The organism is Acidobacteriota bacterium (genome assembly GCA_038040445.1).
Classification (GTDB): Bacteria; Acidobacteriota; Blastocatellia; order UBA7656; family UBA7656; genus Onstottus_A; species Onstottus_A frigus.
The window spans coordinates 24,897-51,687 of sequence record JBBPIG010000031.1 but is presented as its reverse complement, the minus strand read 5'-3'; the positions used below and the strand labels follow the sequence as shown (position 1 = coordinate 51,687).

At 57.2% G+C, this 26,791-nt stretch carries 22 protein-coding genes; 13 read left to right on the top strand and 9 right to left on the bottom strand.

Annotation, left to right across the window (positions count from 1 at the left end; all coding sequences use genetic code 11):
- Positions 1-44: 44 nt before the first annotated feature.
- Positions 45-1,058: a proline racemase family protein gene (locus tag AABO57_24980; GenBank protein MEK6288987.1), complete on the top strand. Its 1,014-nt coding sequence runs from the start codon at positions 45-47 to the stop codon at positions 1,056-1,058.
- On the opposite strand, the gene AABO57_24975 is transcribed toward AABO57_24980, so the two are convergent.
- Entirely contained in the window at positions 1,045-2,817 is a 1,773-nt protein-coding gene (locus AABO57_24975) for a TIGR01777 family oxidoreductase (protein ID MEK6288986.1), read from the bottom strand. The genes AABO57_24980 and AABO57_24975 overlap by 14 nt on opposite strands.
- 40 nt (positions 2,818-2,857) lie before the next feature.
- The gene (locus tag AABO57_24970; protein MEK6288985.1) at positions 2,858-5,986 is read right to left on the bottom strand and encodes an aminotransferase class III-fold pyridoxal phosphate-dependent enzyme; all 3,129 of its coding nucleotides are present in this window, start codon (positions 5,984-5,986) and stop codon (positions 2,858-2,860) included.
- Between the two features lie 253 nt (positions 5,987-6,239).
- On the opposite strand from AABO57_24970, the gene AABO57_24965 reads away from it, so the two are divergent.
- The 5 genes from AABO57_24965 to AABO57_24945 all read left to right on the top strand — a co-directional run bounded on the left by AABO57_24965 (position 6,240) and on the right by AABO57_24945 (position 9,672).
- Positions 6,240-6,710 carry a Dps family protein gene (locus AABO57_24965; GenBank protein MEK6288984.1) on the top strand — a complete coding sequence of 157 codons (471 nt, stop codon included), beginning with the start codon at positions 6,240-6,242 and terminating at the stop codon, positions 6,708-6,710.
- A 207-nt stretch (positions 6,711-6,917) separates the two neighbouring features.
- Positions 6,918-7,997 (top strand): glycerophosphodiester phosphodiesterase family protein, encoded by a 1,080-nt coding sequence (locus tag AABO57_24960; GenBank protein ID MEK6288983.1) that lies wholly within the window; start codon positions 6,918-6,920, stop codon positions 7,995-7,997.
- Between the two features lie 85 nt (positions 7,998-8,082).
- Positions 8,083-8,364 carry a hypothetical protein gene (locus AABO57_24955; GenBank protein MEK6288982.1) on the top strand — a complete coding sequence of 94 codons (282 nt, stop codon included), beginning with the start codon at positions 8,083-8,085 and terminating at the stop codon, positions 8,362-8,364.
- 78 nt (positions 8,365-8,442) lie between these two features.
- Positions 8,443-8,718: a hypothetical protein gene (locus tag AABO57_24950; protein MEK6288981.1), complete on the top strand. Its 276-nt coding sequence runs from the start codon at positions 8,443-8,445 to the stop codon at positions 8,716-8,718.
- Positions 8,719-9,426: 708 nt separating this feature from the next.
- Positions 9,427-9,672: a hypothetical protein gene (locus tag AABO57_24945; protein ID MEK6288980.1), complete on the top strand. Its 246-nt coding sequence runs from the start codon at positions 9,427-9,429 to the stop codon at positions 9,670-9,672.
- A gap of 105 nt (positions 9,673-9,777) precedes the next feature.
- On the opposite strand, the gene AABO57_24940 is transcribed toward AABO57_24945, so the two are convergent.
- The 7 genes from AABO57_24940 to AABO57_24910 all read right to left on the bottom strand — a co-directional run bounded on the left by AABO57_24940 (position 9,778) and on the right by AABO57_24910 (position 19,948).
- Positions 9,778-10,419 carry a DUF2911 domain-containing protein gene (locus tag AABO57_24940; protein ID MEK6288979.1) on the bottom strand — a complete coding sequence of 214 codons (642 nt, stop codon included), beginning with the start codon at positions 10,417-10,419 and terminating at the stop codon, positions 9,778-9,780.
- Between the two features lie 41 nt (positions 10,420-10,460).
- A complete protein-coding gene (locus AABO57_24935) occupies positions 10,461-12,857 on the bottom strand; it encodes an ABC transporter permease (GenBank protein MEK6288978.1) in 2,397 nt (798 codons plus the stop codon).
- 573 nt (positions 12,858-13,430) lie between these two features.
- Positions 13,431-14,426, bottom strand: coding sequence for a TIGR03842 family LLM class F420-dependent oxidoreductase (locus AABO57_24930; GenBank protein MEK6288977.1), 996 nt, complete (start codon positions 14,424-14,426; stop codon positions 13,431-13,433).
- Between the two features lie 128 nt (positions 14,427-14,554).
- Entirely contained in the window at positions 14,555-15,424 is an 870-nt protein-coding gene (locus AABO57_24925) for a nitrilase-related carbon-nitrogen hydrolase (protein MEK6288976.1), read from the bottom strand.
- A gap of 126 nt (positions 15,425-15,550) precedes the next feature.
- Positions 15,551-16,561, bottom strand: a complete 1,011-nt coding sequence (locus AABO57_24920; GenBank protein ID MEK6288975.1) for a TonB family protein — start codon at positions 16,559-16,561, stop codon at positions 15,551-15,553.
- 192 nt (positions 16,562-16,753) lie between these two features.
- Positions 16,754-18,118 (bottom strand): acyclic terpene utilization AtuA family protein, encoded by a 1,365-nt coding sequence (locus AABO57_24915; GenBank protein ID MEK6288974.1) that lies wholly within the window; start codon positions 18,116-18,118, stop codon positions 16,754-16,756.
- 96 nt (positions 18,119-18,214) lie between these two features.
- The gene (locus AABO57_24910) at positions 18,215-19,948 is read right to left on the bottom strand and encodes an AMP-binding protein (GenBank protein MEK6288973.1); all 1,734 of its coding nucleotides are present in this window, start codon (positions 19,946-19,948) and stop codon (positions 18,215-18,217) included.
- 242 nt (positions 19,949-20,190) lie between these two features.
- Here AABO57_24910 and AABO57_24905 point away from each other — a divergent pair, with 242 nt between their 5' ends.
- The 7 genes from AABO57_24905 (at position 20,191) to AABO57_24875 (ending at position 26,600) form a co-directional block, all read left to right on the top strand.
- On the top strand, positions 20,191-21,786 hold the full coding sequence (locus AABO57_24905; protein MEK6288972.1) for a carboxyl transferase domain-containing protein: 1,596 nt from the start codon (positions 20,191-20,193) through the stop codon (positions 21,784-21,786).
- A gap of 103 nt (positions 21,787-21,889) precedes the next feature.
- Positions 21,890-22,108 (top strand): hypothetical protein, encoded by a 219-nt coding sequence (locus AABO57_24900; protein ID MEK6288971.1) that lies wholly within the window; start codon positions 21,890-21,892, stop codon positions 22,106-22,108.
- On the top strand, positions 22,105-22,389 hold the full coding sequence (locus AABO57_24895) for a type II toxin-antitoxin system mRNA interferase toxin, RelE/StbE family (protein MEK6288970.1): 285 nt from the start codon (positions 22,105-22,107) through the stop codon (positions 22,387-22,389). Before AABO57_24900 ends, AABO57_24895 begins: the two co-directional genes overlap by 4 nt.
- Before the next feature lie 255 nt (positions 22,390-22,644).
- Positions 22,645-23,031, top strand: a complete 387-nt coding sequence (locus tag AABO57_24890) for a hypothetical protein (protein MEK6288969.1) — start codon at positions 22,645-22,647, stop codon at positions 23,029-23,031.
- Between the two features lie 15 nt (positions 23,032-23,046).
- Positions 23,047-23,274, top strand: a complete 228-nt coding sequence (locus AABO57_24885) for a hypothetical protein (protein MEK6288968.1) — start codon at positions 23,047-23,049, stop codon at positions 23,272-23,274.
- Positions 23,267-25,270: an acetyl-CoA carboxylase biotin carboxylase subunit gene (locus AABO57_24880; GenBank protein MEK6288967.1), complete on the top strand. Its 2,004-nt coding sequence runs from the start codon at positions 23,267-23,269 to the stop codon at positions 25,268-25,270. Before AABO57_24885 ends, AABO57_24880 begins: the two co-directional genes overlap by 8 nt.
- Positions 25,271-25,421: 151 nt before the next feature.
- Complete coding sequence (locus AABO57_24875; protein MEK6288966.1) at positions 25,422-26,600, top strand: acyl-CoA dehydrogenase family protein; 1,179 nt, start codon at positions 25,422-25,424, stop codon at positions 26,598-26,600.
- The last annotated feature ends 191 nt before the right edge of the window (positions 26,601-26,791 follow it).

Sequence of the window (26,791 nt, the reverse complement as noted above, 5' to 3'; positions counted from 1 at the left end):
GCAACAAACATAGTTTGGATTCTTGGAGCGCGAAACGCTTACCTATGACATTGACACCTCCATCCGATTGGACTCGCATCACCACCATCGACGCGCATGCAGCCGGCGAACCGTTGCGCGTGATCACCGGAGGTATTCCACCAATCCCCGGCGACACCATGCTCGCGAAGCGCCGCTACGCTCGAGAAAACCTCGAACACCTGCGCCGCGCCTTGATGTTTGAGCCTCGCGGCCACGCCGATATGTACGGCTGCATCCTGACTGAACCGGTCACGGCGGACGGAGACCTGGGCGTGCTGTTCATGCACAACGAAGGCTACAGCACGATGTGCGGACACGGCGTCATCGCTCTAGTGACGGTGTTGCTTGAGACCGGGATGCTCGAACCGCGTGAGGTGATTCGGCTCGACACGCCTGCCGGACGAATCACCGCGCGAGCGAACGTTGACGGTAAGCGCGTTCGCAGCGTAGCTTTCGAAAACGTGCCGTCGTTCGCTTACAAGCTCGATCAGTTAGTCGAGGTTCCAGGCATCGGCGAGGTGCGGTTGGACGTTGGCTTCGGCGGAGCGTTCTACGCTTACTGTAAAGCTGAAGATCTCGGAGTACGAATCATTCCCGGGGAATTTCGCAAGCTGATCGAAGCCGGAATGGCGGTCAAGCGCGCGGTGATGGACTCGCTCGAGATCAGGCATCCGTTCGAAGAGGACCTCGGCTTTCTGTACGGGACGATAATCGATGGCCCGCCTCGCAGCGAGGGCGCCAACAGCCGCAACGTGTGCATCTTCGCCGATGGTGAAGTCGATCGATCGCCAACGGGCACCGGCGTCAGCGGGCGTGTCGCGCTCGAACACGCTAAAGGAAGATTAGCAGTCGGAGAGCCGTTCGTGATCGAGAGCTTGATCGGGACGCGCTTCACCGGTCGAGTCGTTCGCGAGACTGCTTTCGGTGAGTATGCCGCGGTGGTTCCCGAGGTCGAAGGCAGCGCGTGGATCACCGGTCGGCATGAGTTTCTGATCGCCCCGGACGATCCGCTGAAAGATGGGTTTATTCTGCGGTAGAGGACGCTTTTCGCCACCGACTGCAGAGGTCCTTCGCCGCATCCGTCCACATCGGGAACTGAAAAACAAATCCCGCATCAAGCAGCCTTCCCGGGACAACTCGACGGCTTTTTAGAATGAGTTCAGTTTCGGTTCGCAGAAGAAACGCCCCGATCTCCAACATCCGCTCCGTGGCAGGTAGACCGAAGCGAGTGCCCCACGCTGCTCGCAGAGCCTGCATAAACTCGGAGTTGGGCAGCGGGTTTGGCGCAGCGAGATTCACTGGTCCTTCGACTTCGTCGTGATCTATCAACCAGAAGATGCTTCGGATGAAATCCTGATCGTGTATCCAGGAGACGTACTGCTCGCCGTCTCCCGCAGATCCACCAAGTCTGAATCGCACGAGTTTCAGTAGCATATCGAATGCGCCGCCGCGATCCGGACTCATTATGATCGCCGAGCGCAGGAGCACTCTGCGTGTTCTTGGCGTGTTCGCTTCATTCGCAGCTTGCTCCCAGGAAGTGACAACATCATTGCTGAAGCGCCAGGTATCCGGCGCGTCTTCGGAACAGCCGATCACGCCACTAGCTTCATCATTGGCTTTGTCATAGGTATGAGCATAAATCGTTGCGGTGCTAGCCTGAAGCCACACTCGCGGCGGCCTGGCTGCAAGGGCAATGGCCTCGCCGATCACCTGTGTGGACTTCACCCGAGACTCCGTGATCAGCCTGCGGTTCTCGGCGTTGTAGCGGCAGTTGACGCTTCGCCCGGCCAAATTGATGACCGCATCTGCTCCTTCCAGTACAGCCCTCCAGTCTCCGGGACTCTCGGCATCCCATTTCACGACACGCCATGGCGCCGTTTCCGGACTGCGGCTGAGAACAACCACTTGATGCCCTTGCCGGTGGAACGCCCGAGCGAGGATTGTTCCAACCTGGCCCGTGCCGCCCGCTATCACGACTTTCATGGATCGCGCGGCGCCGATCACCTTCAAAAGACCTTGCGCAGAGCTTGGCTTTTGCGCTCCGACTTTTCTCCAATACCATGCGAAAGCTCCGATCACGGGGACAATTACTGCCAACTTGAACAGGAGGAGCATCAGGCCGACCCAACCGCTATCGTAAGTCAGCGGCTCGTTCCAGTGCAGCGTCTCGTTCACCCGCAGCAAGGGCACAGCCTCCAGAAAATGCCAAAAGTAGAAGAGGGTTATGTCCCAAGGCAAGATGCTCGCGTCTGCTGCTCTGTTAAGCTTTAGGACGCCATGCTCGGCAAGTATGTAGGTGACCGACGAGAAGAACATCACCGCAATCATCAACAAGTTGAATGAGTATGCGACTGGTGCGAAAGCTCCTATTCTCTTCAAACGGTTGAAGAGACGTTCGCGTTTTCTCTCAGTGGCGATTAACAGCACGGCCCATCCAAGCAGTATCGCCCATGCGACGAAAACGACGATTTGGAAACGAACTGCGACGTTCTGCAGAATGAACTGAGACAGCAAGACGAACAGGATCATCGGTCCTAGAGTAAGAATCATCCAGTAGACGAAGAGAAGGTATGCCCCGGCAAGAAACATGAGCGTACGGCCTACACGCGGGAAGTAGTAGCCGAGCAAAACGAGCAAGAGAGCTACCGCTAAAAGAGCGGCCGACCTAAGATAATCACCCAGCGTGTAATCCCACAGCAAATACACCGTAAACACGACCAACAGGATTAGGAAAACTACGGCTCGAATTCTCTTCGACCGCGAAGTTGTGGTTGCCTTTGCTTCGTCACCTTGCATTTCTAGCGACCCCTTGTCGAGAAAGCACCAGCCCGCGATCCTAACGCGGCTTTGGCTGCAGATAACTCTCCATCAATACTTCGTCGAGCTTGACGAGAAGTTCATCTGCGTTGCGTGTGGAGAGCACCCTCGGAGGCTTGATCTTCAACACGTTGTGCAGTGGACCATCAGTGCTGATAAGTACGCCACATTCCTTCATTCGTTCGACGACGTAAGCTGCTTGTCTAGTTGCAGGAGCGCGCGTTTCTCGATCAAGCACCAGTTCGACTCCGATGAATAAGCCTGATCCGCGAACGTCTCCTATCAGCGGATGCTTGCACTTCAATGCTTCAAGCCCCGCCTTCAAATGAGCCCCCACCTTCAACGCGTTCTCTTGCAAGCTCTCTTCTTCGATCACATCCAACACCGCCAGTCCCACTGCACAGGAAACCGGATTGCCTCCGAACGTGTTGAAGTATTCCATTCCGTTATCAAACGACGCTGCGATCTCCGGCGTGGTTACCACAGCCGCGAGCGGGTGGCCGTTGCCGAGCGGCTTGCCGATGGTCACGATGTCTGGAACTACGCCTTGAGTCTCGAACGCCCAGAAATGCGAACCGACTCGGCCAAGTCCCGTTTGCACTTCGTCGGCTATGCAAACGCCGCCGGCTTCTCGAACGTGGCGATAAGCTTCTCTGAGATAGCCGTCTGGCAGGATGATCTGGCCTCCGCAGCCGAGCGCCGATTCGCAGATGAACGCCGACAAGCGCTTGCCGTTCTTCTCAATCTGCTCGACGGCGCCGCCGACATGTCGCGCGTACTCCTTACCTGCGCCTGGACCGTCGGCTTTGTACGGGCCTCGATACACGTCCGGCATGATCACCTTGTGAACGTGAGCAGGCGCGCCCTTGCCGCCCGGACCGTCGAACTTGTACGGGCTTATGTCGATCAGCGAAGTCGTGTTCCCGTGATAGGCCCCATCGACACATATGAAGTCGGTCCCTTTCGTGTGAGCACGCGCGAGCCGCAATGCAAGCTCGTTTGCTTCGCTCCCGGAACAGACGAAGAAACAAACACTCAACGGATCCGGCATCGTCGAGCACAAACGCTCCGCTAAGCGCGCGATGTTCTCGTGAAGGTATCGAGTGTTTGTGTTCAGCACGGCCATCTGTTCCTGGACGGCTCTGACAACACGCAGATGGCAATGGCCAACGTGAGCGACGTTGTTGACCGCGTCGAGATATGCGCGGCCTTCGTCGTCGTAGAGGTACTGCTTCCATCCCTTCACGAGGTTCAGCGGCTTTCGATAAGCGATGCTCAGCGACGGACCGATGTGCTCGCGACGGAGTCCAAGTATCTGATCCGAACTCAAGCTCGGGGCAGGTAAGCGGTCCTCAGGGATTCCGAGAATTAGATTTGGGTCGGGGCTGATGCTCAACCAGACTTCGCGTTGACTCGCGGGAGCGACGCCGGGAAAGTCTCCTTGCTTGCCGAGCATGTCGCAGATGATCTGAAAGTGAAGGTGCGGCGGCCAGCCTCCGTTGGTCGGAGGCGCGCCGATGCGTGCGATGCGGTCGCCGCGGTTGACCAGCTTGCCCGGATGAATGCCTTCCAATGAGTCTTCGCTCAAGTGCCCATACAGAGTGAAGAACTTCACTCGGCCTTCGTCAGCTTCGTGTTGAACGATAATCGCCGGCCCGTAATCGAGCGGCGCAACGTTATTCGCGAAGCTGTGAATCACTCCATCGAGCGGAGCGAACACCGGCGAGCCGGCTGCCATGAACAAGTCCATGCCGATGTGAATCGTCCTGCGCTCGCCGTCAGCCGATTTGAATACCTCGCTGGTGTAAAGCAGGCGAGGTTCGTTGTAGCGGCCAAGGCCGGTCCGCGCGCCGGCGGCTTTCATTCCCGCAAAGACTTTTGCCGTAAACGCCTCAGTGTCCGCCAGCTCCGTTGGATCGCTGAACTCGGGACTGCCGACGCTGAAATCGAACACCACCAGCTTGTCGCGCTTCAAGTCGGCCTCTACCACCGGCCCAAATGAGCCGGCGCTTTTCTTGAGCCACGCGATAACGCCCCCGCTCTCGGCGCACGGGGGAAGCTTGCACGCGTTCCTGAAAAGGTAATGAGGCAGCGCCGGGTCGACACGGCGAAGTTTCTCCAGCAATCGCCAGGCAGGCCGCTCGCTGACGAGAAGATACTTGTTTTCGGGATGCAGCTTTTGCTGAAGCACCGAGTTAGTCACGCTGACGGCAAGCCTCATGCACATCAACGTGTACAGGGCTTCAAGTTCCTGTTCGGTTAGCGGGAACACCTGGTGATAGCCGGCAACGATCTCGCATGCCGCAGCGAGCGGGTCGGGCTTATCGAGCATCGCGTAAGCCGCGGCGACCGCTACTTCGCTTGCAGTGTAGGTATGCAGCATGTCGCCGAAGTCAATTATGCCGGCAACCGTTTTTCGACCTGTGCCGTCGTCGCTCACCAGCACGTTGTAATCGTTCGCGTCGTTGTGAACGACTGAAGTACGCAGCGTCGTAGCGCACGCTGCTAAATTGCGGCCGCCCGTTCGCAAGCTGGCAGCGTGCGCTACGACGCGGGTCTCAAACTGACGTATGAAGTGCTCTACGATCGTGCGCCGCTCGGGAGCCGCGATGTGATGCGTGTACTCTTTGATCCACAGCGCTCCTTGCAAGTCCCACTTCAATTCTCTGCGCGACGCCGGATGAGTGAATCCGTCGAGCGCTTTGTCTATTTCTCCGAGAAAGTGACCGAGACTGTGAAGCAGTTCCGGCGTGTGAGGATTGACTTCGGCAAGCAACGCGCTCGGATGATAAGTCAGCAGCCGGACAAAATGACCGGAGTGGTCTTCGCCGTCCGCCCTTGCGATATCTTCGCCGGATTTCGTCTTGCGCAGTTGAGGGATGAAGCCCGAGCGGACTCGCTCGCCTAAATGCGACATCGCTGCATTCTGGAACTCCAACGTCTCTCTATGCTCGGCCGCGGCGGCGATCTTTAGCACGAACCGCTCGCCCGAATCCGCTTCGATGAGGAAATTCTGATCGCGCTCACTGTTGAGTTCTTTCGCCGGCCCAGTGAGGCCGTAGAGCTCAAGCGCGAGTCTCGCGGCGTCGGCTTCAGAAAAAGAAGGACGCGGTTGGGCCTTGTCGGCGATCATCAAACTGCTTTTCACCGTTTCACTCCAACTGTGGACCTCGGCATCAATGCTCGATAGTCACCGGTGTGCAGATGAAGCGATCGCGGGATGAAACAAGCTCGCCGCGAGCACACAAACAATTCCGATCGAACGGCCGAGTGGTTGATTCATCGTTGATATCTCCAACCTATCGGCGCTATCGAAACAAAGTATTTCACTTATGGCAAGTTTGTTTTGTATATTCAAAGTGTGGACGAGGAATCTCGTTAATGAATCGAACGGAGATCATATGAAAATAGATATTGGCATCAAAGAGGAAGACAGAGGCGAAATTGCCCAGGGGCTGTCGCGGTTGCTGGCGGACACTTACACCTTGTACCTCAAGACTCACAACTTTCACTGGAATGTAACCGGTCCAATGTTCCAAACGCTCCATCTGATGTTTGAGACTGAGTACAATGAACTCGCGCTCGCCGTGGATCTGATCGCGGAACGGATCAGGGCTCTGGGCTTTCCGGCTCCGGCGACCTACGCGGACTTCGCCCGGCTGAGCTCGATCAAGGAAACGCCCGGAGTGCCGAAAGCCGAGGACATGATAAGGCTTCTGGTGGAAGGACAGGAGGCAGTCGTCTCCACGGCGCGGTCGGTGTTCCCTTCGGCGGATCGCGTGAATGACGAGGCCACCGCGGATCTACTGACGCAGCGGATGCAAGTGCACGAGAAGACTGCGTGGATGCTTAGAAGCTTGCTGGAAGGTTGATGGTGAGGAGCGGGCCTCTTTCGTCCTCTGCGTCCTCGGCGTCCTCTGGGGTTAAAATCCGGAGAATCAAACCGCCGAGGACGCAGGGGACGCAGAGGTTTCCGAGACATACTTGGCGACCACCGATTTCTCCGCGTTTGTTGATGAGTGTTGACCCCTGCTGTATTCTCGATCGTGCTTCGACGTTCTAAGCCGGCGGTCCAGCAAATGACAAATCGTTCCCGTGCCCACAAGGTGTTTGCGCCATGCGTCGCGGCGCTAACGCTGCTGTTTGCGGTGCACGCGTCGCTAACCGGAATGACTGCCCAAGCGCCTTCTTCCTCAAAGAAGCCGCTGCTCGTCGCGCATCGTGGAGCCTCGGGCTACGCGCCTGAGCACACCCTTGCTGGATACGAGTTGGCGATTGCGCAAGGAGCTGACTTCGTCGAGCAAGACTTGCAGCTCACGAAGGACGGCGTGCTGATCTGCCTTCACGATGCCGACCTCGAGCGTACAACCAACGTCGCGAAGATCTTCCCGGGCCGCGCGACACTGCGTGATGCTTTCGAGACCGGCACGCCGAAGCGAGGGTGGTATACAGTCGATTTCACGCTTGCCGAGATTAAGCGGCTCGATGCGGGGTCTTGGTTCAACCGCGCGAACCCGTTTGCGGCAAGCCCGGCTTATGTCGCCCAGCGAATCCCCACGATGATCGAGGCGATCAAGCTAATCGGGAAGCGCGCGGGACTCTATATCGAGCTGAAGCACTTTCCGTATTACAAGTCGCTCGGCTTTGATTCCGCCGAGAAGCTGGCGGCGATCCTGAAAGCGAATGGCTTCGATGAGCCAGGCCAGCGCGAGCGCATATTCATCCAGTCGTTTTATAAGGAAGGCTTGCTTCGAATGCTGGAGGTTGCCCCCGGCTACGCTCGCGTCCAGCTTCTCCCTATGGAAGACGAGGGACGTAAGGACGACTCAGCAAGAGTCACGCGCGCGCTCGCCGCCGAGATCGCCGGCTACGCTAGCGGAGCAGGCCCGAGCAAGAGCCTGCTCAAGAGCGCCGCTGATGTCGCGACGTTTCACAAGGCTGGATTGCTGGTTCACCCATACACGTTTCGCGGCTCGACCTCTGCGAATGCCCGGCGGCCTTTGAACGAAGCTCAGCCAAACGGCTCGACCGTTCGCGCAAACATCATCGCGGACATTCAGCTCTTCGTCGGATACGGCATAGACGGCGGGTTCACCGATTATCCGCAGCTTTGGAAAGAAGCGAACGCCGCCGGCGGCAAGCCGCAACCGCCAAAATGATGGGGAGTTCAAAGGCTACTAAAGGGTCGCAGAGCCGTAATTAATGCAGCCGAATAACGCGATGACCGCAGAAAGGAGAGTTTGGATGACTGGCAAGAGCACTGAACAACCGGAATCTATGCGTGACAAACTGATTCTCTTGGCATTAGACAAATTGGTCTTGGGCCTTGTTCTTGCCGGAGTCGCTTATTTCTTTAGCCTCCAGCTACAAAACCATCAATTGATTGGAGATTATCAAAAGAGTCTTTTTGAGAATCGCCTAACCGCATATGAGACTCTCTTAAGGTCAGCAAAGACAGCACGAGATAAATGTCTTGAAATTTATCTCACTAAACCTGGCCGCCCTTCTAGTGAAGACCTATCATAGCGTATGAGGCTAGCCGATAGTAGAAACAAAGCGAAGCAACTCTATCCGAGTTCTGGATCCTCAGGGGGTAGCTGGGGGATGACCTATGATGAGGTCATAGAACCCCTCCAAGATATGGAGAATACAAGGAGGGAGAATAATCTGTATCTGTCAATTACCGTTAACAATGCCATTGACCAGTTCCTCAACACGTTATTGACGGACATCGACGAAGCTGTCCGCAGAGCTGCCGGAAAGAATCCCCTTGCCGATAGTGAAGAACACGCGGCTTGGGAAAGAACCCAGGCTGCGTATGAGCGATTGCGAGCAACAGTGTTAGAGAGCCTTCGCGTTAAGGATGTAATCCTTGGATAGCATTACATAAAGACGGTGGAATCGATGCCGGTAAACGCTCGCCCGCGAGTAGCTTCAACATAGCCGGTCGCAAACTCTGCGCCGCGCCTATTCCAGGTTTTGGTGCTTGTGCAACCGGCGATTTCCTCGGCGACCCTCATCGGATGACTCGGTTTGCGCTCGCGCCAGGAGCACCGGGCATAAGACGAGGAGTGTGATGCACAGCGGCTTGAGCTTGCAGGGCGCTTTCAAGTTGCGAGCACTCTGCAGATGTACCGGATTCGATAATTGCTGACAAGTGAGATGAGCTTTTCCAACTTGCTTAGACACTTGCTGTCTGAGATTTGTTCCGGAGGCAACAGTCCAAAGCCGGCCGCCTGCTCTGGCCTCGTTTACCGAGTGGTAACGGCGCCACAAACGCGGGTCTTATCGTTGCACCCGGGGTCGACACTTTCAGCAAACAATGAATAGTTCGAATCTTTGCATAACTCGGTGAATTCATTTCGTCTATTAGCATGTGGGACTATCGCAGTCCGTCAGAAGATGTCGGATTGATAAAAAGTCAGGTAAAGGAGAACGACAATGGCTCAAAGGTTTCAGTATGCAGCGAAGTTTCTATGTACCGCGAATATCCCTGGGACGTCTCAAACGACTACCTCTCTGCTTCCAGGCTCGTATCAAACAGTTGTCAACCTACACAACCCAAACAAGGAGACAGCTAGCTTGCGCATGAAGATCGCTGTGGCTGGTGGACCGATATCCGGCTTCAAGAAGAGCAAGTTGGAGCCTGATGGGGCAGCTAAGGTGGACTGCAGCGCAATAGGCAACTTTGGGATCCACGCGATCCATGGAGTCGAAGGGTTTTTGGTTATTGAGAGCGACCTTAGCCTCGATGTAATAGCCGTTTATACGGCAGGCAAAGGCGAGGTTCAGAGTATCGACGTTGAGCAAGTTCGGGAACGACAGATCGGGTAAACTCGGTGAAAAGTCGAAAGGCCCCCAACTGAAGTTGGGGGTATTTCCGGAGTTTTCACACAATCGTCTGACCTCGTCTGCGCTTCGAGGCCTTGTGTTTAGATCTCAACTCGCCGAGATCGGTACTTGAATCGGGGCGCTCAACTGGATCTTGCCCCACGCGATTTTCAGCGTCACATCCTTTAGATTTCCTCGCTGGAAAACCAGATCGATCGTCAGTTTGTCTTTGGCCTCACCCGCTTGCTCGACGGTCATCGGCGCCTTGTAAGCGATCGGCGCTCGCTCGATCTCCGAGGCATCCACGTGCGCGGCGCGAGCCTTGGCCGGGTCGATGAACACCAGACTCCACGTCGCTCCGTCGTCCGACCGGTGCAGGCCCAGATACCACAGCCCCGCCGGAATGGTCTTGCCGGCAATCGTCAGCGGCATATCCGTGTCAAGCGTCGTCCAGAAGTTGCTCCCGAGCCGATAGACTTTGCCCTTGGTCATCGCGTCGAACTTTGCGGTGTCTTCGTACTCTTTGCGCCAGACCGGCCGGCCGTAGTCGATCGCAAATTGGCCGGCGCCCATGTTCTTCTCGTTGTTCCAGTAGCCCACACGGGTCGTGCCTCGTTCGGGCGAATCGCTGCCGAACGCGCCAATCTTCGGCCGAGGGTTTTGAGGCTTGTTCTCCTGAGCCCACAGCGGCGACGACAAGCAAGCCATCATCACAAGACCAAGAACTGATTTTGCTGTATTCGATTTCATTGCTGTCTCCTTCTTTGGTACTAACGTCTCGCGCGAAAGGTTTACTCATATCTCAGCGCGATCATCGGATCAACTTTGGTCGCTCGCCGAGCCGGAATGAAGGTGGCTCCCAGAGCTACTCCTGTCAGTATCAACGATATGCTCACGAAGATCACCGGATCAGTCGCGCTCACGCCGTACAGCAAACTGGACAACACTCGGGTAAGCGCGAAAGCTGCTCCGATCCCAATTGCAACGCCGAGCAACGCCAACTGCAAACCCTGTCTCAAAACTATCCGCAGCACGTCGCGAGATTCAGCCCCAAGCGCCATTCGAATCCCGATCTCGTGCGTGCGCTGGGTGACCGAGTACGAGATCACACCATAGGTCCCGACCGCCGCCAACACAAGCGCTACCGCGGCGAAGATTCCCATCAGCGTCATGTTGAAGCGTTGCGCCGCGAGTGACGTCGCCATCACATCGGTCATCGCGCGCAGCTTAGTCAGCGGAATCTGCTTGTCGACGGACCAGATTCGATCCTTCACCTGCCCGGCGAGAGCGCCGGTGTTACCATCCGCTCGCACAGCCAGATACATCCATCGCTTCCACGGCTGATCCTGTTGAAGGTACGTATTGTAAAACGCCGGCAGCTCCGGCAGGCCGAGGCCGTAGTGCTTAACATCGCCGACGACTCCGATAATCGTCATCCATCGGCGCGTTGTCCCTCTCGCCCACGCGATGCGCGCGCCAATCGGACTCTCGTTAGGAAAGTACTCGCGCAAGAAACTCTCGTTCACCAGCCCCACTGCCGGCGCGTCCGCACGATCCTGCGGCGCGAAGTCGCGTCCCTGAAGCAGAGGAATACCCATCGTGCGAAAATAGTCGCCGGCTACGGTGCGGGTCTCCAGCTCAGGCTCTTCGCCCGGCCCAACCGGCGGGCGGCCGTCGATAACGAAGTTGTGCATCAACCGGTCGCCGCTCATCGGCAACTCGCTGATCATCGCGGCCTGAACACCGGGCAGCGAGTTGATGGCGTCCAACGCGCGCTCGCGGAACTGCGTCTGCTTGGGGATCTCTTTATAGCGCGCCTCGGGGAGCTCGACTCGCATCGTCAACAGGTTCTCGGGATTCAACCCCGGATCCATCGTTTGCAGCCGCCATAGACTTTTGATCAGCAACCCCGCGCCGATCAGCAACACCAGCGCAAGCGCGATCTCGGAAACTACCAGCAAGCTGCGAACGCGATGCCTGGCGACGCCTCCGGTAGCGGCGCGGCCGCCTTCTTTCAACGCTTCGTTGACGTCGAGCTTCGACGCGCTCAACGCGGGCGCCAGCCCAAACACCACGCCGGTTAGAACTGAAACTCCAAGGGTGAACGCGAGCACCCACCCGTCGATTCCGATCGAAGCGAGCCGCGGCAGGTCCGGGGGCTTGAGCGCAATCAGCAGGTCAATACCCCACTTCGCCAGCACCAGTCCGCCTGCTCCGCCGAGCACCGACAATAGCGTGCTTTCGGTCAGCATCTGCCGGACCAACCGCCCGCGTCCCGCGCCAAGCGCCGCGCGAATCACGATCTCCTGTCGTCTCGCCGCCGCTCGGGCGAGCAGAAGGTTCGCGAAGTTCGCGCAGGCGATTAACAGCACAAGCCCGACTGCGCCGAACAACACGAGCAAAGCGGAGCGGGAATTGGCGACTACCCGTTCTTGCAGCGACAAAAGCACGGTGCGGCGCCCCTTGTTCTCCTCCGGGTACTGCTGCGCCAGCCGTTGGTCGATGCCTTCCATCTCCGCAAGCGCCTCGCTCAGACTCACTCCAGGTTTCAGTTTTAAGTAGGTTCGCAGAAAATGCACACCCCGAAACTGCGCGGCGATGGGATTCACGACTCGCACCGATGCCCACAGGTCCGGCACTTCTGTAGGCATAACGAAATCCGCCGGCATAACTCCGATCACCGTGTAGCTTTTGCCGCTCAATTGAAGCGTCCGGCCGGCGATGTTTGCATCGCCGCCAAAGTGGCGTTGCCAGAAGCCGTGACTCAACACGACTACCTGATCACCGCCGAAACGATCTTCTTCGTCTGAGAGCGTTCGGCCTATCGCGGCGCGGGCGCCCAAAGCCTTGAACAGGTCTGCGTTGACCAGCGCTGCCTGCACCTGAAGCGGCTCGCTCTCACTGGTGTAGTCCTGAGCCTGCATCACCGAGCCGCCGAGATATTCAAAGGACTGGCTCTGAGCCCTGATGTCTTCGAGGTCCGGCAGCGATTGATTCGAACGCATCGTCACCAGGCGTTCGGGGTCAGGGTAGGGAAGGGGCTGCAGCAACACCGAGTTCACTACGCTGAAGATGGCCGTGTTGGCGCCGATGCCTAGCGACAGTGTGACGATCGCAATCAAAGTAAAGCCGGGCTTCCTGGCCAGTATTCGCGCTGCGAAGCGCAGGTCCTGTAGCAGTGTTTGCATGAGTCCTCCTACTAGAATGTTCAGCAACTTTCAGTTTGTCGTGGATGTCCGAATCCGGCGCACGGGCACCGCGTTGGCTAACCAAGAGCTGTGCCATTGCAACCGCCCCCTTAAGCGATTGAATTAGTTCATCTTCGATTCGAGCCGCGCCACGCGTTGCACGTGGGCTGTCTCGTTCCGAGATAACCCTTCCCACTATCGGGATTCACCCGACCGCCAACGAAGGATCGCTATTGGAAAGTGGCGCTTTGCTTTTGCGGAGGCTGGATCGCTGTTTGAAAGTGGAATGTGTCGCCTGCGAAGCGAAAGCGGCGGCGTAGGTGTCGCCCGAGCGAATGTAGCAAGCGTGCCGCCGCAGTCCAAATGGGGCCGCGCCAGATGCACTCCATTTGGACTGCGACGCCTTTGAGTGAGAAGTGGTCTGGCGCTGGCAGCGGCGGCGTTTTGGCTTCGGCGGATTCTGGATCGCTCTTTTGAAAGTGGATCGTCTCGCCTGCGAAGCGAAAGCGGCGTAGGTGTCTTCCGAGCTATATGTAGCAGGGTGCCGCCGCAGTCCATATGAACGGCCGCCGCCTAACGCAAAAGAGGAACGACGTCTCGGCCATAAGCTTCAACCGTCTGCTCTTCGTCGCCGCTCATTAGATAGATATTGAACTGGGTAACGCCGATATCTTGAAGCTCCTTCAGTTTTCGCACGTGTTCTTCGGCGGGTCCGACGATGCAGAAGCGATCGACGATCTCATCCGCCACGAACTCGGCGTTCGAGCTTCCCACCTCGGCATGATGAAGATAGTTGTAGCCCTTGCGGTCGCGGACATACGAAGTCAACTCTTCGGGCAGCTCTTCCGGCTTGTAGCGCGAGACCAGATCGACAACGTGATTTGAAACCAGCGCCGGGAACCAGCGTACTTGATTGCGCGCCCTCGCAAGATCATCCGACACCCATACCGCGGCGGCGCTCATCACGCGAATCTTCGAGAAGTCTCGTCCCGCTTCTTCGGCTCCCTCACGCACGAAGCCGAGGCACCATTTGATCAAATGCGGGTCGGCAAATTGCAGAATGACGCCGTCGCCGATTCGGCCCGCGCATCGCAACGCCTTCGGTCCGTAGCCCGCGATCCAGGCGGGCGGCACCCCGTGGTTCGCCCAGGTCATCTGAATGTCGCGGCCTTCGTATTCGATCTGCTTGCCCGAGCAAAGATCGCGGATGACGTCGACGGTTTCTTCCAATCGCTCGAGCGTCGTAGGCTTTTTCCCCATGACTCGGCGCGAGCTATCGCCGCGGCCGATGCCCAGGTCCATGCGCCCGTCTGAAATTCTATTGAGCGTCGCAAGCAGGCTCGCGGTCACGCTGGCGTCTCGAACGGCGGGATTTGTCACACAGGTGCCCAAACGCATGTGCTCAGTGTTCGCGGCCAGCAGGGTCAGCAGCGGATACGCCTCTTGCCACAAAACGTGCGAATCGAAAATCCAACCGTAGTCGAATCCCGCAGCTTCAGCTTGTTTGGCAAGCGCAATCATGCGCTGGTGAGGCATGTCAGGTTTGAACGTGATTCCGAATTCGAGCATGCATTTCCTCGGTTCAATCGGGCTATCAGATGTCTGTCAGAATAGGCCGCTGATGACACGGATCAGACGGATTGGCGCGGATCTGATCCGTGAAGATCAGTCAGACCCGCGTCATCCGTGGTCTATGTTCATTCCTTTGTCAGCGAAGCATATGTCTCCGGCCGGCGGTCGCGGTAGAATTGCCAGACGTTTCTTACTTCGCGAATCTCATCCAGGTCCAGATCGGCGACTACAAGCTCGTCCGAATCTCGGGACGCCTGGGCGATGATCTTGCCGCGCGGGTTGCAGAAGTAGCTCTTGCCGTAGAACTCGCCGATGTCCCACGGCTGCTCGTGGCCGACTCGATTGATCGCGCCGATGAAATACCCGTTGGCCACTGCGTGCGCCGGCTGTTCGAGCTCCCACAGATACTCCGATAGTCCCGCGACCGTCGCCGAGGGGTTGAAAACGATCTCCGCGCCGTTCAGTCCCAAAGCCCGCGCTCCCTCGGGGAAGTGGCGATCGTAGCAGATGTAGACGCCGATTCGCGCGAACGCAGTCTCGAACGCCGGATAACCGAGATTGCCCGGTTTGAAGTAGTATTTCTCCCAGAATCCGGGCTTGGTGTGAGGTATATGGTTCTTACGATACTTCCCAAGGTACTTGCCGTCGGCGTCGATCACCGCGGCGGTGTTGTAGTAGACGCCGGTGATCTCTTCCTCGTAGATGGGGACGATCACAACCATGCCGTGGTTCTTTGCCACGTCTTGCATGAGCTTGACGGTTGGCCCATCCGGAATCTTTTCGACCGCTTCGTACCAGCGAGGTTCTTGCTCAGCGCAGAAGTACGGCGTAGTGAAGACCTCTTGCATGCAGACGATCTGAACCCCGCGGGTTGCGGCTTGTTCAATGAACGCGAGATTCTTCACAATGTTTTCGTGCTTGATCTTCTCGATTGGCTCGTCTGTCGCAGCGGCGTTGGATGTTTGAATCAACCCGCACTTAACGATTCTTGACATAGCTCACTCCGTAGTCCGTAGTCCGTAGTCCATAGTCCATAGTCCATAGTCCGTAGTCACTTGCTCGTTCACAGAGCTACGGACTACTGACCACGGACTACTGACTAATCTAGACTACGGATTAATCTAGAATTTCACTTCGACATCGGTCCAGCTTGATTGAGGCAAGCCCGATTGAATCTCAGGATCGAACCTATACCGCAATGCCGTTTCAACCGCGCGCCGGTCCAATCCGTACCCGAGGCGCCGCGCGACATAAACCCGCACGGCCTTGCCATCCGCGCCCACCAGCACTCGCAGTTTCACTGAACCTCCCGCCCTCGCTCGCAATGCGGCTTCTGTCATTGCGGGCCGCGCGGATCGATGTATCCCCAGCGGGCGAGTCGGAGGCGCATAACGTTCGTCTCTGACAATGCCGGTGGCACGCCGGGGCCTGCCGGCTTCTCCAGGAGCGGTCCTCGCGTGGGCTTCTGTGCGGAGGCTCTCCAGAGAATACTGGACAACTTGTCGAAACGCTTCGCGCCGCGAGTCGTCAATACGGAGCAAGTTTAGAGTCACCAGAGAGCCGCGCAGGGGGTCTTCGGCATCCGGCTCGCCGATCTGCCCGAGCGCCCACACGGCGTCGTAGCGCACGTCGAATGACGAGTCATCCAACGCATCGACGATCTCGTCAACCGCCTGCTCGTCTTGCATTAGTCCGAGCGCGAAAATAGCCGATGAGCGCACTTCCGGATCGCGATCGCCGATCGCGTAAGAAAGCGCTTTAGTCGCTTTGCGGTCGCCGATCATTCCCAGCGCAAACGCGGCTGAAGCGCGCACTTCTTCGTTGGAGTCGGCGAGCAACGGAATCAACAAACCCGTCCCCGCGGGATCTGAAATCTGGCCGAGCGCAAAGGCGGCGGCTTCGCGCACCGTTGCTTCCTTGTCAGACAGCACTTCCACCAGCGCGCGAACCGCGCCTCGCGCACGCGTCGAGCCGAGTTGATTAGCCGCGTCGCGCCTGTCTCCTTTGTCCTTGCTCCTCAGCCCGGCGAGCAAGGGAGCGGGAGCGGCCGAGGGTTTCTCCTGCACCCAGCCAACCGCGCTGGTTGTCGCGACGCAAATGAGAACGAGGATGCGAAGGCTAAAATATTTCATCTTTTGTCGAGATCCGGAGCCGGTCTCGCCGGCTTTGGACTGAGAGAAAAATGCCTCGAGAATCATCGGCTCAAACTTAAACTCGCATCGAGTTTAAAGCAATAGAAAAGGCGGTACCAGATGAGATCAGGATTCGAACACCGACGGCTGGACTGATTCGCGATCCGCATCATCCGTGCTAAAACCGCCGCTTCAGACTGTGAACACCTCCACTCGCGGAGAGACTGCCGACTTGAGCATCAACGCCGGCCAGTAAGCGACGATCTCTTCGACCTTGGGCCGCCCGCTCCCTAAACCGCACACCGTCGGCGGACCGTTCAACCCTAACGGCGCCAGCTCCTTCACGAAACGTTCGAGCGCCGCTTTATTCGCGGAGCGCACGCCGACGCGAAGAAGGACTTCAGAAAGATCCCCTGAAGGCGCGCCCGCCAGCTCTCCGTGCAACGCGCCGGCGCCAATGATCTCGGAGCGCATCTCGTCGAACTTCAATCCAAGCGCTTCGAGCCGCCGGCGAAGAATCGCATCCGCCGCTTTAGCTTTCTCGTAAGCTTCGGGCCAGGAATAAATCAGCGAGCCTACCGCCTTGTAGCCGGCCGAGTAGCTGATCGACACTTTGTAGAAATCAGTCGCTGGTTTCCCGTTGATTCCTGACACCCGCACAACATCCGTCGCGGCTTGCTCCAGTTGCACGGTCGTGAAGTCGGCGATGCAATCGGGTGTGATGTACCGCCGCGGTTCTCCCATCTCGTACATCAACTGCTCGATGATTCCAGCGACCGTTACTCGCCCACCGGTGCCTGGATGCTTGGTGACCGCAAACGTGCCGTCGTCGTTCGCTTCGACGATGGGATATCCGATGTCCCACAGGTCGGGAATCGATTTCCAATCAGCCTGGCAGTTCCCGCCTGTGCACTGCGCGCCGCATTCGATGATGTGACCGGCTATCGTGCCGGCCGCCAATCTATCCCAATCATCTGAAGCCCATTTGAACTCGTGGATCATCGGCCCAAGCGTCAGTCCGGTATCCGTGCAGCGGCCGGTGATGATGATCTGGGCGCCGCGTTCGAGCGCTTCGGCGATTGGAGCCGCGCCGAAGTAGACGTTCGCGCTTTGAACGCGATCGCGAATGGACGCCAGCGGCTCGCCGGTATCCATGTTCTCGAGCGCGATTCCGTCATCCATCAAAACATCGAGCTTCTCCATGATGTCATCGCCGGCGACGATTCCGATTTTGACTTTGCCGGCGAGGCCGAGCTTGCGAGCGGCGTCGGCAACGGCGGCGCTACAAGCCTGAGGATTTACGCCGCCGGCGTTCGCGACTACTTTGATGTTCTTCTCCACGCACGCCGGCAGAATGCGAGCCATCACGCCGATGAAATCGTGCGCGTATCCGAATCGGGGATCGCGCGCCCGCTGCTTTTGCATGATAGACATCGTGATCTCGGCGAGATAATCGAGCGTGAGATAATCGATCGGCCCGCGCTCGACGAGTTGAACGGGCGCTTCGAGCGAATCGCCCCAGAAGCCCTGCCCGTTTGCGATTCTGATTGTCTTCATAAGATGAAGCCGGACAATCCGTTATGGATTGAGTGTTTGTAAATGAAGCCGGCGCGGCCTAACTCCGGTAGGAGTTAAATGTGCCACTTCAGTGTTTCATGCCGTTCTTTGCTTCGCGACTTCCTCCAACCCCAGCTCCTTAATGAGCTGCTCTTTCAACTCGAACTTCTTTACCTTGCCGCTCGCGGTCAGCGGGAATGACGTCACGAACTGAACGTACTTCGGGACCTTGTGTCTGCTGATCCCGTCGCGGCAATAGGCGATTATTTCCGCTTCGTCCGCTGTCTCGTCGCCTTTCAATCTGAGAAGCGCCGCCACCTCTTCGCCCATAAAGCTGTCCGGCACGCCGACCACCTGAGCTTCTGCGATCTTTGGATGGCGCATCAGGAACGCTTCGATCTCCGCCGGATAGATATTCTCTCCGCCGCGAATGATCATATCCTTTACCCGCCCGACGATGTTGACGTACCCGGCGGAGTTCATCGTCGCCAGGTCGCCGGTGCGAAGCCATCCATCAACGTCGATCGTTTCAGCGGTCTTGTCCGGCATGTTGTAGTAGCCCTTCATCACCAGAAACCCGCGAGCCATCAACTCGCCGGACTCGCCAAACTGGACGGGCTCGCCGGTCGCCGGGTCCGCGATCTTTATATCCATATGCGGATGGGGAATGCCAACCGTTGAAGACTTCAGCTCGAAGCTGTCGGTCTGGATCGTCTCAGTCAGGGTCCCGCTGGATTCGGTGAGCCCGAAGACGATCGTACAATCCGCGCCCATCCTGGCCTTCACGTCTTCCATCAGCACAACCGGCACGGGCGTCGCGCCGGTGATGATTTCACGCAACGATGACAGATCGAACTCTCCGGCAAGAAAACGCGGATGATTCAGCATCGCCACCAGCATGGTGGGAACGTTGAACGACAAGGTCGCCTTCTCTCCGTCAAGCAGCTTCAACTCCTTCTCGGGATCGAACGAGATCAACGGAATCAACGTGCACCCGAGGTAGAGCGAAAACAGAATGGCGCCCACCGAACCGGCGATGTGAAAGTAAGGCATCGCCGTAACGTAACGTTCATTCGGCCTGAGATCCCCGATAGCGCACGACACGTGAGTCTGGTTCAGTATGCCGTGGTGAGTGAGCATCACGCCTTTTGGGAAGCCAGTTGTGCCGCTGGTGTACTGCATCTGGATTACGTCGTGAGTGTCGAGGCTCGACTGCCTCCGGCGCAGCAGCTCGTCCGGAATGTGCTCGCCGAGGGGCGCGACTTGCGAGTAAAGCATCATCCCCGGCTTTTCCTGGCTCCCGATCAAGATCACTCGCTTCAACTCGGGCAGCGCCGCGCTGTGCAATCGCTCGCGAGTCGGATCGGTGAGGCTGTTCAATTCGGGGGCAATGCGAAACAACGAATCGACGTATGAGTTGCCGCGAAACTCCTCGATCATAAACAGCGTAGTGACGTCGCCTTGTCGCAGCACGTACTCAATTTCCGCCCAACGATAGTTGGTGTTGACCGTTACGAGCACGGCGCCAATCTTGGCAAGGGCGATTTCCAGCATCACCCACTCGGGAACATTGGCCGCCCACACCGCTACGTGCTCGCCTTTCGGGATGCCAAGCGCAAGCAAGCCCTTCGATAGCTGGTGGACTTCCTTTTGGTACTGGCGATAGGTAAGGCGAAGATCGAGCCCGATCTCGGGGTAGTTGTAGACCAGCGCTTCTTTGTCGGGAATCGATTCGCATTGGCGATCGAACAATTCGCCGATCGTCAGGTCGATCAAGTCAACGCCGCGGCTTTCAGCTTCCCAGATGGCTCGATCACCGGCTATTCCCACGCTCCCTCCGTGCGCTCAACAGACTAGACACTACGTATTCATAGGGGTAGACGCTAAGTGGGATCACCACGGCTCTTCACTGCGAGCCGCTGGGAATCCGATTTCAAATTCACAGGTTCTTGCGGCGCCACCTCTCGAACCTATCCATCGTTCCGTTGACAACCAAAATGCCGTTCATTACTGTCTCAAGGCTTCGCTAGGCTATCAATTCTCTTCAAGCATCGCAACGCGGCGGGAACGACATGCAAGCAATTAGATCGACAGTCAATCCGCAGGACCAAACATACCAAACAAACTACGCCGCCAATGCGTCCGCTGTCGAAAGACTAAGAGCCGAACTCGCTCGCTCGACGAAAGGCGGCGGCGAGCAGTACGTCAAACGCCATCTCGCGCGGAAACGTTTGCTGCCTCGCGAACGCATCGAGATGCTGCTCGACGAAGGCTCGTACTTTCTCGAGATCGCGCCGCTTGCCGGAGTCGGAATCGAGAACGAGTTCGTCGGCGCTGGTGTCGTCGGCGGCGTTGGTCTGGTCTCGGGCCGCGAGTGCCTCATCATCGCCAACGAGGCGACCGTCAAAGGCGGAGCCGTTAGCGAGATCGGGCAGATCAAGAACCGAAGGCTCTCAGACGTCGGCACGGAAAACCACCTGCCCAGCATCAGCCTTGTAGAATCAGCCGGAGCCGATCTTCCCGTGCAAGCCAAGATCTTCGTGCCCGGCGGCCGCGGCTTTCGAGAGATCACCCGCCGCTCGAAGATGCGCATCCCCAGCATCTCGGTTGTGTTCGGCAACTCGACCGCTGGCGGCGCGTACCTGCCGGGCATGTCCGACTACGTGATAATGGTCAAGAATCAAGCGCAGGTGTTTTTGGGCGGCCCGCCGCTGGTGAAGATGGCTACAGGTGAAGTCGTCGATGAAGAGTCGCTCGGGGGAGCCGAGATGCACTCGCGAATATCGGGGCTCTCGGATTATTTGGCGGAGGACGAACTCGACGGGCTGAGAATCGCGCGGGACATCGTGAGCCACTATTCCGACGCGCCTCCTAGACCGCGGCTGCGAGCCGTCGAAGAGCCGCTCTATCCGGCGGACGAGTTGTTGGGAATCGCTTCGGCGGACATCCGAGTTCCGTTCGAAGCGCGCGAAGTCATCGCTCGCATAGTGGATGGGTCGATGTTCGAAGAGTTCAAAGCAAAGTACGGGACGACCTTGGTCACGGGGTTCGCTTACATTCACGGCTACTCAGTCGGGATACTCGCGAACAACGGCGTGTTGATGTCAGAATCGGCGGCGAAGGGCGCGCAGTTCATTCACCTTTGCAACCAGCAGAACATTCCGCTCGTCTTTTTGCAGAACATCACCGGCTTCATGGTAGGCCGCACTTACGAAGAGCAAGGAATCATCCGAAACGGCGCCAAGCTGATCAATGCCGTGTCGAATTCAACCGTGCCGGCGATCACGATTATGACCGGGAGTTCGTATGGCGCGGGCAACTACGCTATGTGCGGGCGGGCTTACGAGCCGCGGTTTTTATTCACGTGGCCGAATCATCGCATCGCGGTGATGGGACCTCAGCAGCTTTCGGGGGTGATGGACATAATCAAACGCGAAGCGCTAACCAAGCAGGGTCTGCCGGTTGATGAAGGGAAGCTCACTGCCTCGAGACTGGCTCTGGAAGCCCAGATCGAGGCTGAGTCGGATGTTTACTTCGCGACGGCAAGGCTGTGGGATGATGGGATCATCGATCCGCGAGACACGCGCACGGTGCTGGCGATATCGTTGTCGGCGGCTTACAACCGGCCGGTGGAAGGAACGATGGAGTGGGGCGTGTTCAGGCATTGAAACATTTCACGATCACGGTTGATGCAGGTTTCCTCAAGAGCGTGTTAAAGTGTGTCGCAAGGGTTCGAATCGTCCGCCCGTTTGATGGGTAAGGAGGTCGCACATGAGTAGCCAGGTAGGTACATTTCAAGAAGCTCTAGACATCGTGGAGTCGTTGCCTCCGCAGCAGCAGGAGGAACTCATCGATATCATTCGACGCCGGAACATAGAGAGACGGCGAGAGCAACTTGTCCAGGACATCAAGGAAGCGCGAGCAGAATACGCAAGAGGAGAATGCCGTCAAGGATCGGTAGAAGACCTAATGAAAGAGCTCGACGGATGAGAACGCTTTTTCTGGCGAAGACTTTTGTAAGAGCACATAAGCGCGCAGTCAAAAAGAACCCCTCGTTACGCGGCGATATCGAAGCGACACTTCGGCTCCTGAAAGAAAGCCCGTTCGCTCCTCAATTGGGCACGCATAAGCTACACGGCCCGTTCGCTGGTTCCTGGGGTTGCAGCGTCCGTTACGATCTGCGGGTCGTCTTTGACTTTGTTGGGAGCGAGGGCAAGGGAGAAGACGACATTCTATTGATCACAATAGGAACGCACGACGAAGTGTATTAGTAAATAGTGAAGACGCCAACGGTGCGTACGATATAGCTTTCGGCGGCTTACGACCCGCCGGTTGGAACGATGGATTGGGGTAGTGTTCAGGCATTAAGGGATGCCTCGATACAGAAAGATGTAGTCCCGGTTGAGCCGATGTTGGGCGAGATGAAATGTAACCAATGACAACGGATTCACGGGAAACACGACATGATCGCCGACGATCTTAGAAAAGCCATTGATGCAATCGAGCGACTCGATCCGAAATAGACCTTGCCGAGTAATATTCACAGCTGCAGCGAAGGGGCAATTACCTTTACCAAAGGTACAGATGATGGTGTGATTACCGGCACGATACAGGCATGGATGGGTGGGGGTGAATACAACTACTTCGTGGTTTTGGACGTGAAGCAGAACAGCACCGTTCTTTTTCACGGTAAGTATCTGAGACGACAGCCTCGCATTTCTAGAATGAATGTCTTTCTAGAAAAAAGAACGGTATATGACGAGGAATTCACGGAAGATTATCAGTATTTGTTCTCCTACCTACAGGCTATTTATCAGCCGTTGAAAACAGAGCTAAAACGAAAAGCTGATGCAATCGAAGCAGCCAAAAACACGAGCGCCCAAGCGATGAAGCGCAAGTTTTTTGACGGATAGAGAGTGCTTAAAGAAATGAGCAACTTTGTTGTCTGTATCAACAACGACAGCAACCCTGCGAGTCTCATCGTGGGCAAAGTCTATCTTACGCGGCCAGATTCAGACGCGGCGGGACACCACCTGCTCCGCGTCGTTGATGAGGATTCGTCGGAGCCTAACGGCTATCTTTACCCGGCGTCCATGTTCGCACCTATCGAGCTGCCGGAAGTCGCAGAGCGGGCTTTGATGACCACGAGTGACTGAGCGCCATTTCACAAAACTCCTGATAGCCAATCGCGGCGAGATCGCGCTCCGCGTGATGCGCACCTGTCGCGCGATGGGTATCTCTACCATCGCCGTCTACTCCGATGCAGATGCGCGAGCGCCTCACGTGCGATTCGCTGATGAAGCCGTGCACATTGGGCCTGCTCCCAGCAAAGACTCCTATCTCAGCATAGGAAAAATCATTGACGCTGCCCGCAGAACCGGGGCTGAAGCCATTCATCCCGGCTATGGCTTCCTGTCCGAGAACGCCGGATTCGCCGAAGCCTGCGAAGCCGCCGGCATCACGTTCATCGGTCCGACGGCTGACGCGATTCGCAAAATGGGTTTGAAGAGCACGGCGCGAAAACTGATGTCCGACGCCGGTGTGCCAATTGTTCGCGGCTATGACGGGAAAGATCAATCTCTCGAGACGCTCAGCAAGAATGCCGAAGCGATCGGTCTGCCGGTTCTGATAAAAGCCTCGGCGGGAGGCGGCGGCAAGGGCATGCGAGTCGTTCGCGACGCGCGTGAACTTCAAGAGGCGATTGAAGCCGCGCACCGCGAAGCGGAGAAAGCGTTCGGCGACCACACGCTGCTGCTCGAGAAATACCTTGAGAACGCGCGCCACGTTGAAGTGCAGATCCTTGGCGACAACCACGGCCACTTGCTTCATCTGTTCGAGCGCGAGTGTTCGATCCAGCGGCGTCACCAGAAAGTCATCGAGGAGAGCCCTTCTCCGGCGGTGAGCCCCCGGCTTCGCAAACTAATCTGTGAAGCGGCGGTCGCAGCCGGCCGGGCAATCGGCTACACCAACGCGGGGACCGTCGAGTTCATCCTTACTCCGTCAGGCGAGTTCTACTTCATCGAGGTCAACACTCGCCTTCAAGTCGAACATCCGGTGACCGAGCTGATCACTGGCCTTGACCTGGTCAAGCTTCAGATCGAGATCGCTGAAGGGAGACCTTTGTCGCTTGCGCAGAAAGACATCCGACAAACCGGTCACGCCATCGAAGCTCGCCTCTATGCTGAAGATCCGGATAACAACTTTCTTCCGGCAACCGGCACGCTTCAAGAATGGGATGTGCCGGCGTCAATTGACGGCTTGCGAATCGACGCCGGTGTGGACACGGGGACTGAAGTCGGCATTCACTACGACCCGCTGCTCGCGAAGATGATAGCCCACGCATCGGACCGCCAGACCGCGCGTCGCAAGCTGGCTCTCGGCTTGAGAAATCTTTTCGCGCCAGGTGTGTTCACCAATCGCGAGTTCTTGATTCGAGTGCTCGAGCACCCTGAGTTCGCGAGCGGAAGTTATCACACGGGCTTCATAGACGAGCATCTCGACGAGCTGCTCACGCCTGAGAATGAACCCGATAACTTGATCGCCGCGAGCGTTGCCGCTTTGTACATCATGAAGCGGCAACAAGCCGAAGCTGCGATCCTTCCGCACGTGCCGCCGAGCTATCGCAACAATCCGTTTCGCGACCCTTCAACAAAGCTCCAAGTTGGCGGCGGCTTTCTCGACGTTTCATGGCGGCCAGTCGAGGCGGCAACCTTCGCGGTCTCGTGCGGAGATTGGCAAGCCAGCATTCAACTTGTATCATTCGAACGCAGTTGCATTCGCGTATCGATTGACGGCGTTCAGCGGATGTTTCGAATAGCGGAAGCAGGTGCGCAGTTCTTTGTGCAGTCTCACTCGTCGTCACGCGTGGTCACCCGCTTGCCGAGGTATCCACGAACGCACACCGCTTCTGAGCACGAAAGCGCTTATGCTCCGATGCCAGGACAGGTGCTTAAGATCCTGGTCGAGGTCGGACAACAGGTTTCAGCGGGCGACCCGCTGGTGATCCTTGAAGCGATGAAGATGGAGCAGACGCTGCGGGCCGCGACTGACGGAGTCGTCGAAGCCGTGCTCATAAAGCAGGGAGATGTAGTAGCACCCGGCGACACACTTGTGAAGATTGCAGCAGTGACGAGTGAAAAGCGTGATGCGTGATGCGTGAAACGTGATGCGTGATGCGTGAAACTGTTGGTGGACAAACTATGGGAAGGATCACAGGTCCTGCGCACAGCACTTGAACCGTCAGCGTCATGTTTCACGCATCACGTTTCAGATTCAGACTTGTTTTCAAAACTAAGGAGCCAATATGTCGAGCATGACTGAAACCGCGCCTGCAGTGGCAACCACCTATCCCTACTTCACCGAAGAACACGATATGTTCCGTGAAACGGTGCAGCAGTTTGTGCAAACCGAGATCGCTCCGCACGCCGAAGAGTGGGACGAGGCCGGCATCTTTCCCAAAGAGCTGTTCAAGAAAGCCGCTGACCTGGGACTGTTCGGCATACGGCTAGACCCAAAGTACGGCGGCAGCGGTCTGGATTGGTGGTACACCGCCGCTTACCTCGAGGGCTTCTCCTACTCGAACAACGGCGGTGTGTCGATGGCAATGTTCGTTCAATCGGACATCACACTGCCGGTGCTCGATGAGCTTGGAACCGACGAGCAGAAAGAAGAGTTCCTGCGGCCGGCGATCGCGGGCGACCGCATAGCAGCGCTCGGCATCAGCGAGCCGGGCGGCGGATCGGATGTCGCCGCCCTAAAGACTCGCGCGCGAATCGAGGGAGACGATCTGGTGATCTCGGGGCAGAAGCTGTGGATCACAAACGGCGCTCGCTCGGACTTCATCATCCTCGCCGTGCGCACCGGAGAAGATCGATACAAAGGCATATCGATGGTGTTATTCCCCACCGACGTGAAAGGCTTCGCGGTCGGAAAGAAGTTGAAGAAAGTCGGCAATCTCTCCTCGGACACCGCGGAGTTGTTCTTCGACAACTGCCGAATCCCGAGGCGATACGTGCTTGGCGAAGAGGGCCGAGGCTTCTACTACACGATGCACAACTTTCAAGGCGAGCGCTTGGCGTCGGCTATAGCGAACGTCTCGATGATGGAGCGCGCGATCGAGTACGCGGTTGCTTACGGCAAAGAGCGAATGGCTTTCGGCAAACCGATCGGAGAGTTTCAGGTATGGAAGCACCGCTTCGCCGAGCACCTCACCTCGATCGAAGCGGGCAAGTGGCTTTCATATCGCGCGCTCGACTTGATCAACAGAGGTGAACGAGCGATTCGCGAAATCACGATGGCCAAGCTGTTCACAAGCGAGCTTTCGCAAAAAGTTACCTACGACTGCATGCAGATCTTCGGGGGATTCGGCTACACGACCGAGTATCCGATCAGCCGCTTCTGGCGAGACGCGCGGTTGAACACGATAGGAGCGGGCGCGTCGGAGATTATGAAAGAGATTCTGGCGAAAGAAGAGAAGCTTTAGCGAAAAGGCCTTACCTGTGTCTGGTGGATACCATCGGGCTTCAGCCGATGGAGGTTCAGCTTCAACCTATCGGACATCCCGCGAGCCTCAGAGATACCATCGGGCTTCAGCCGATGGAGTTTCAACTTCAACCTAACGGACATCCCGCGAGCCTCAGAGATACCATCGGGCTTCAGCCGATGGAGTTTCAA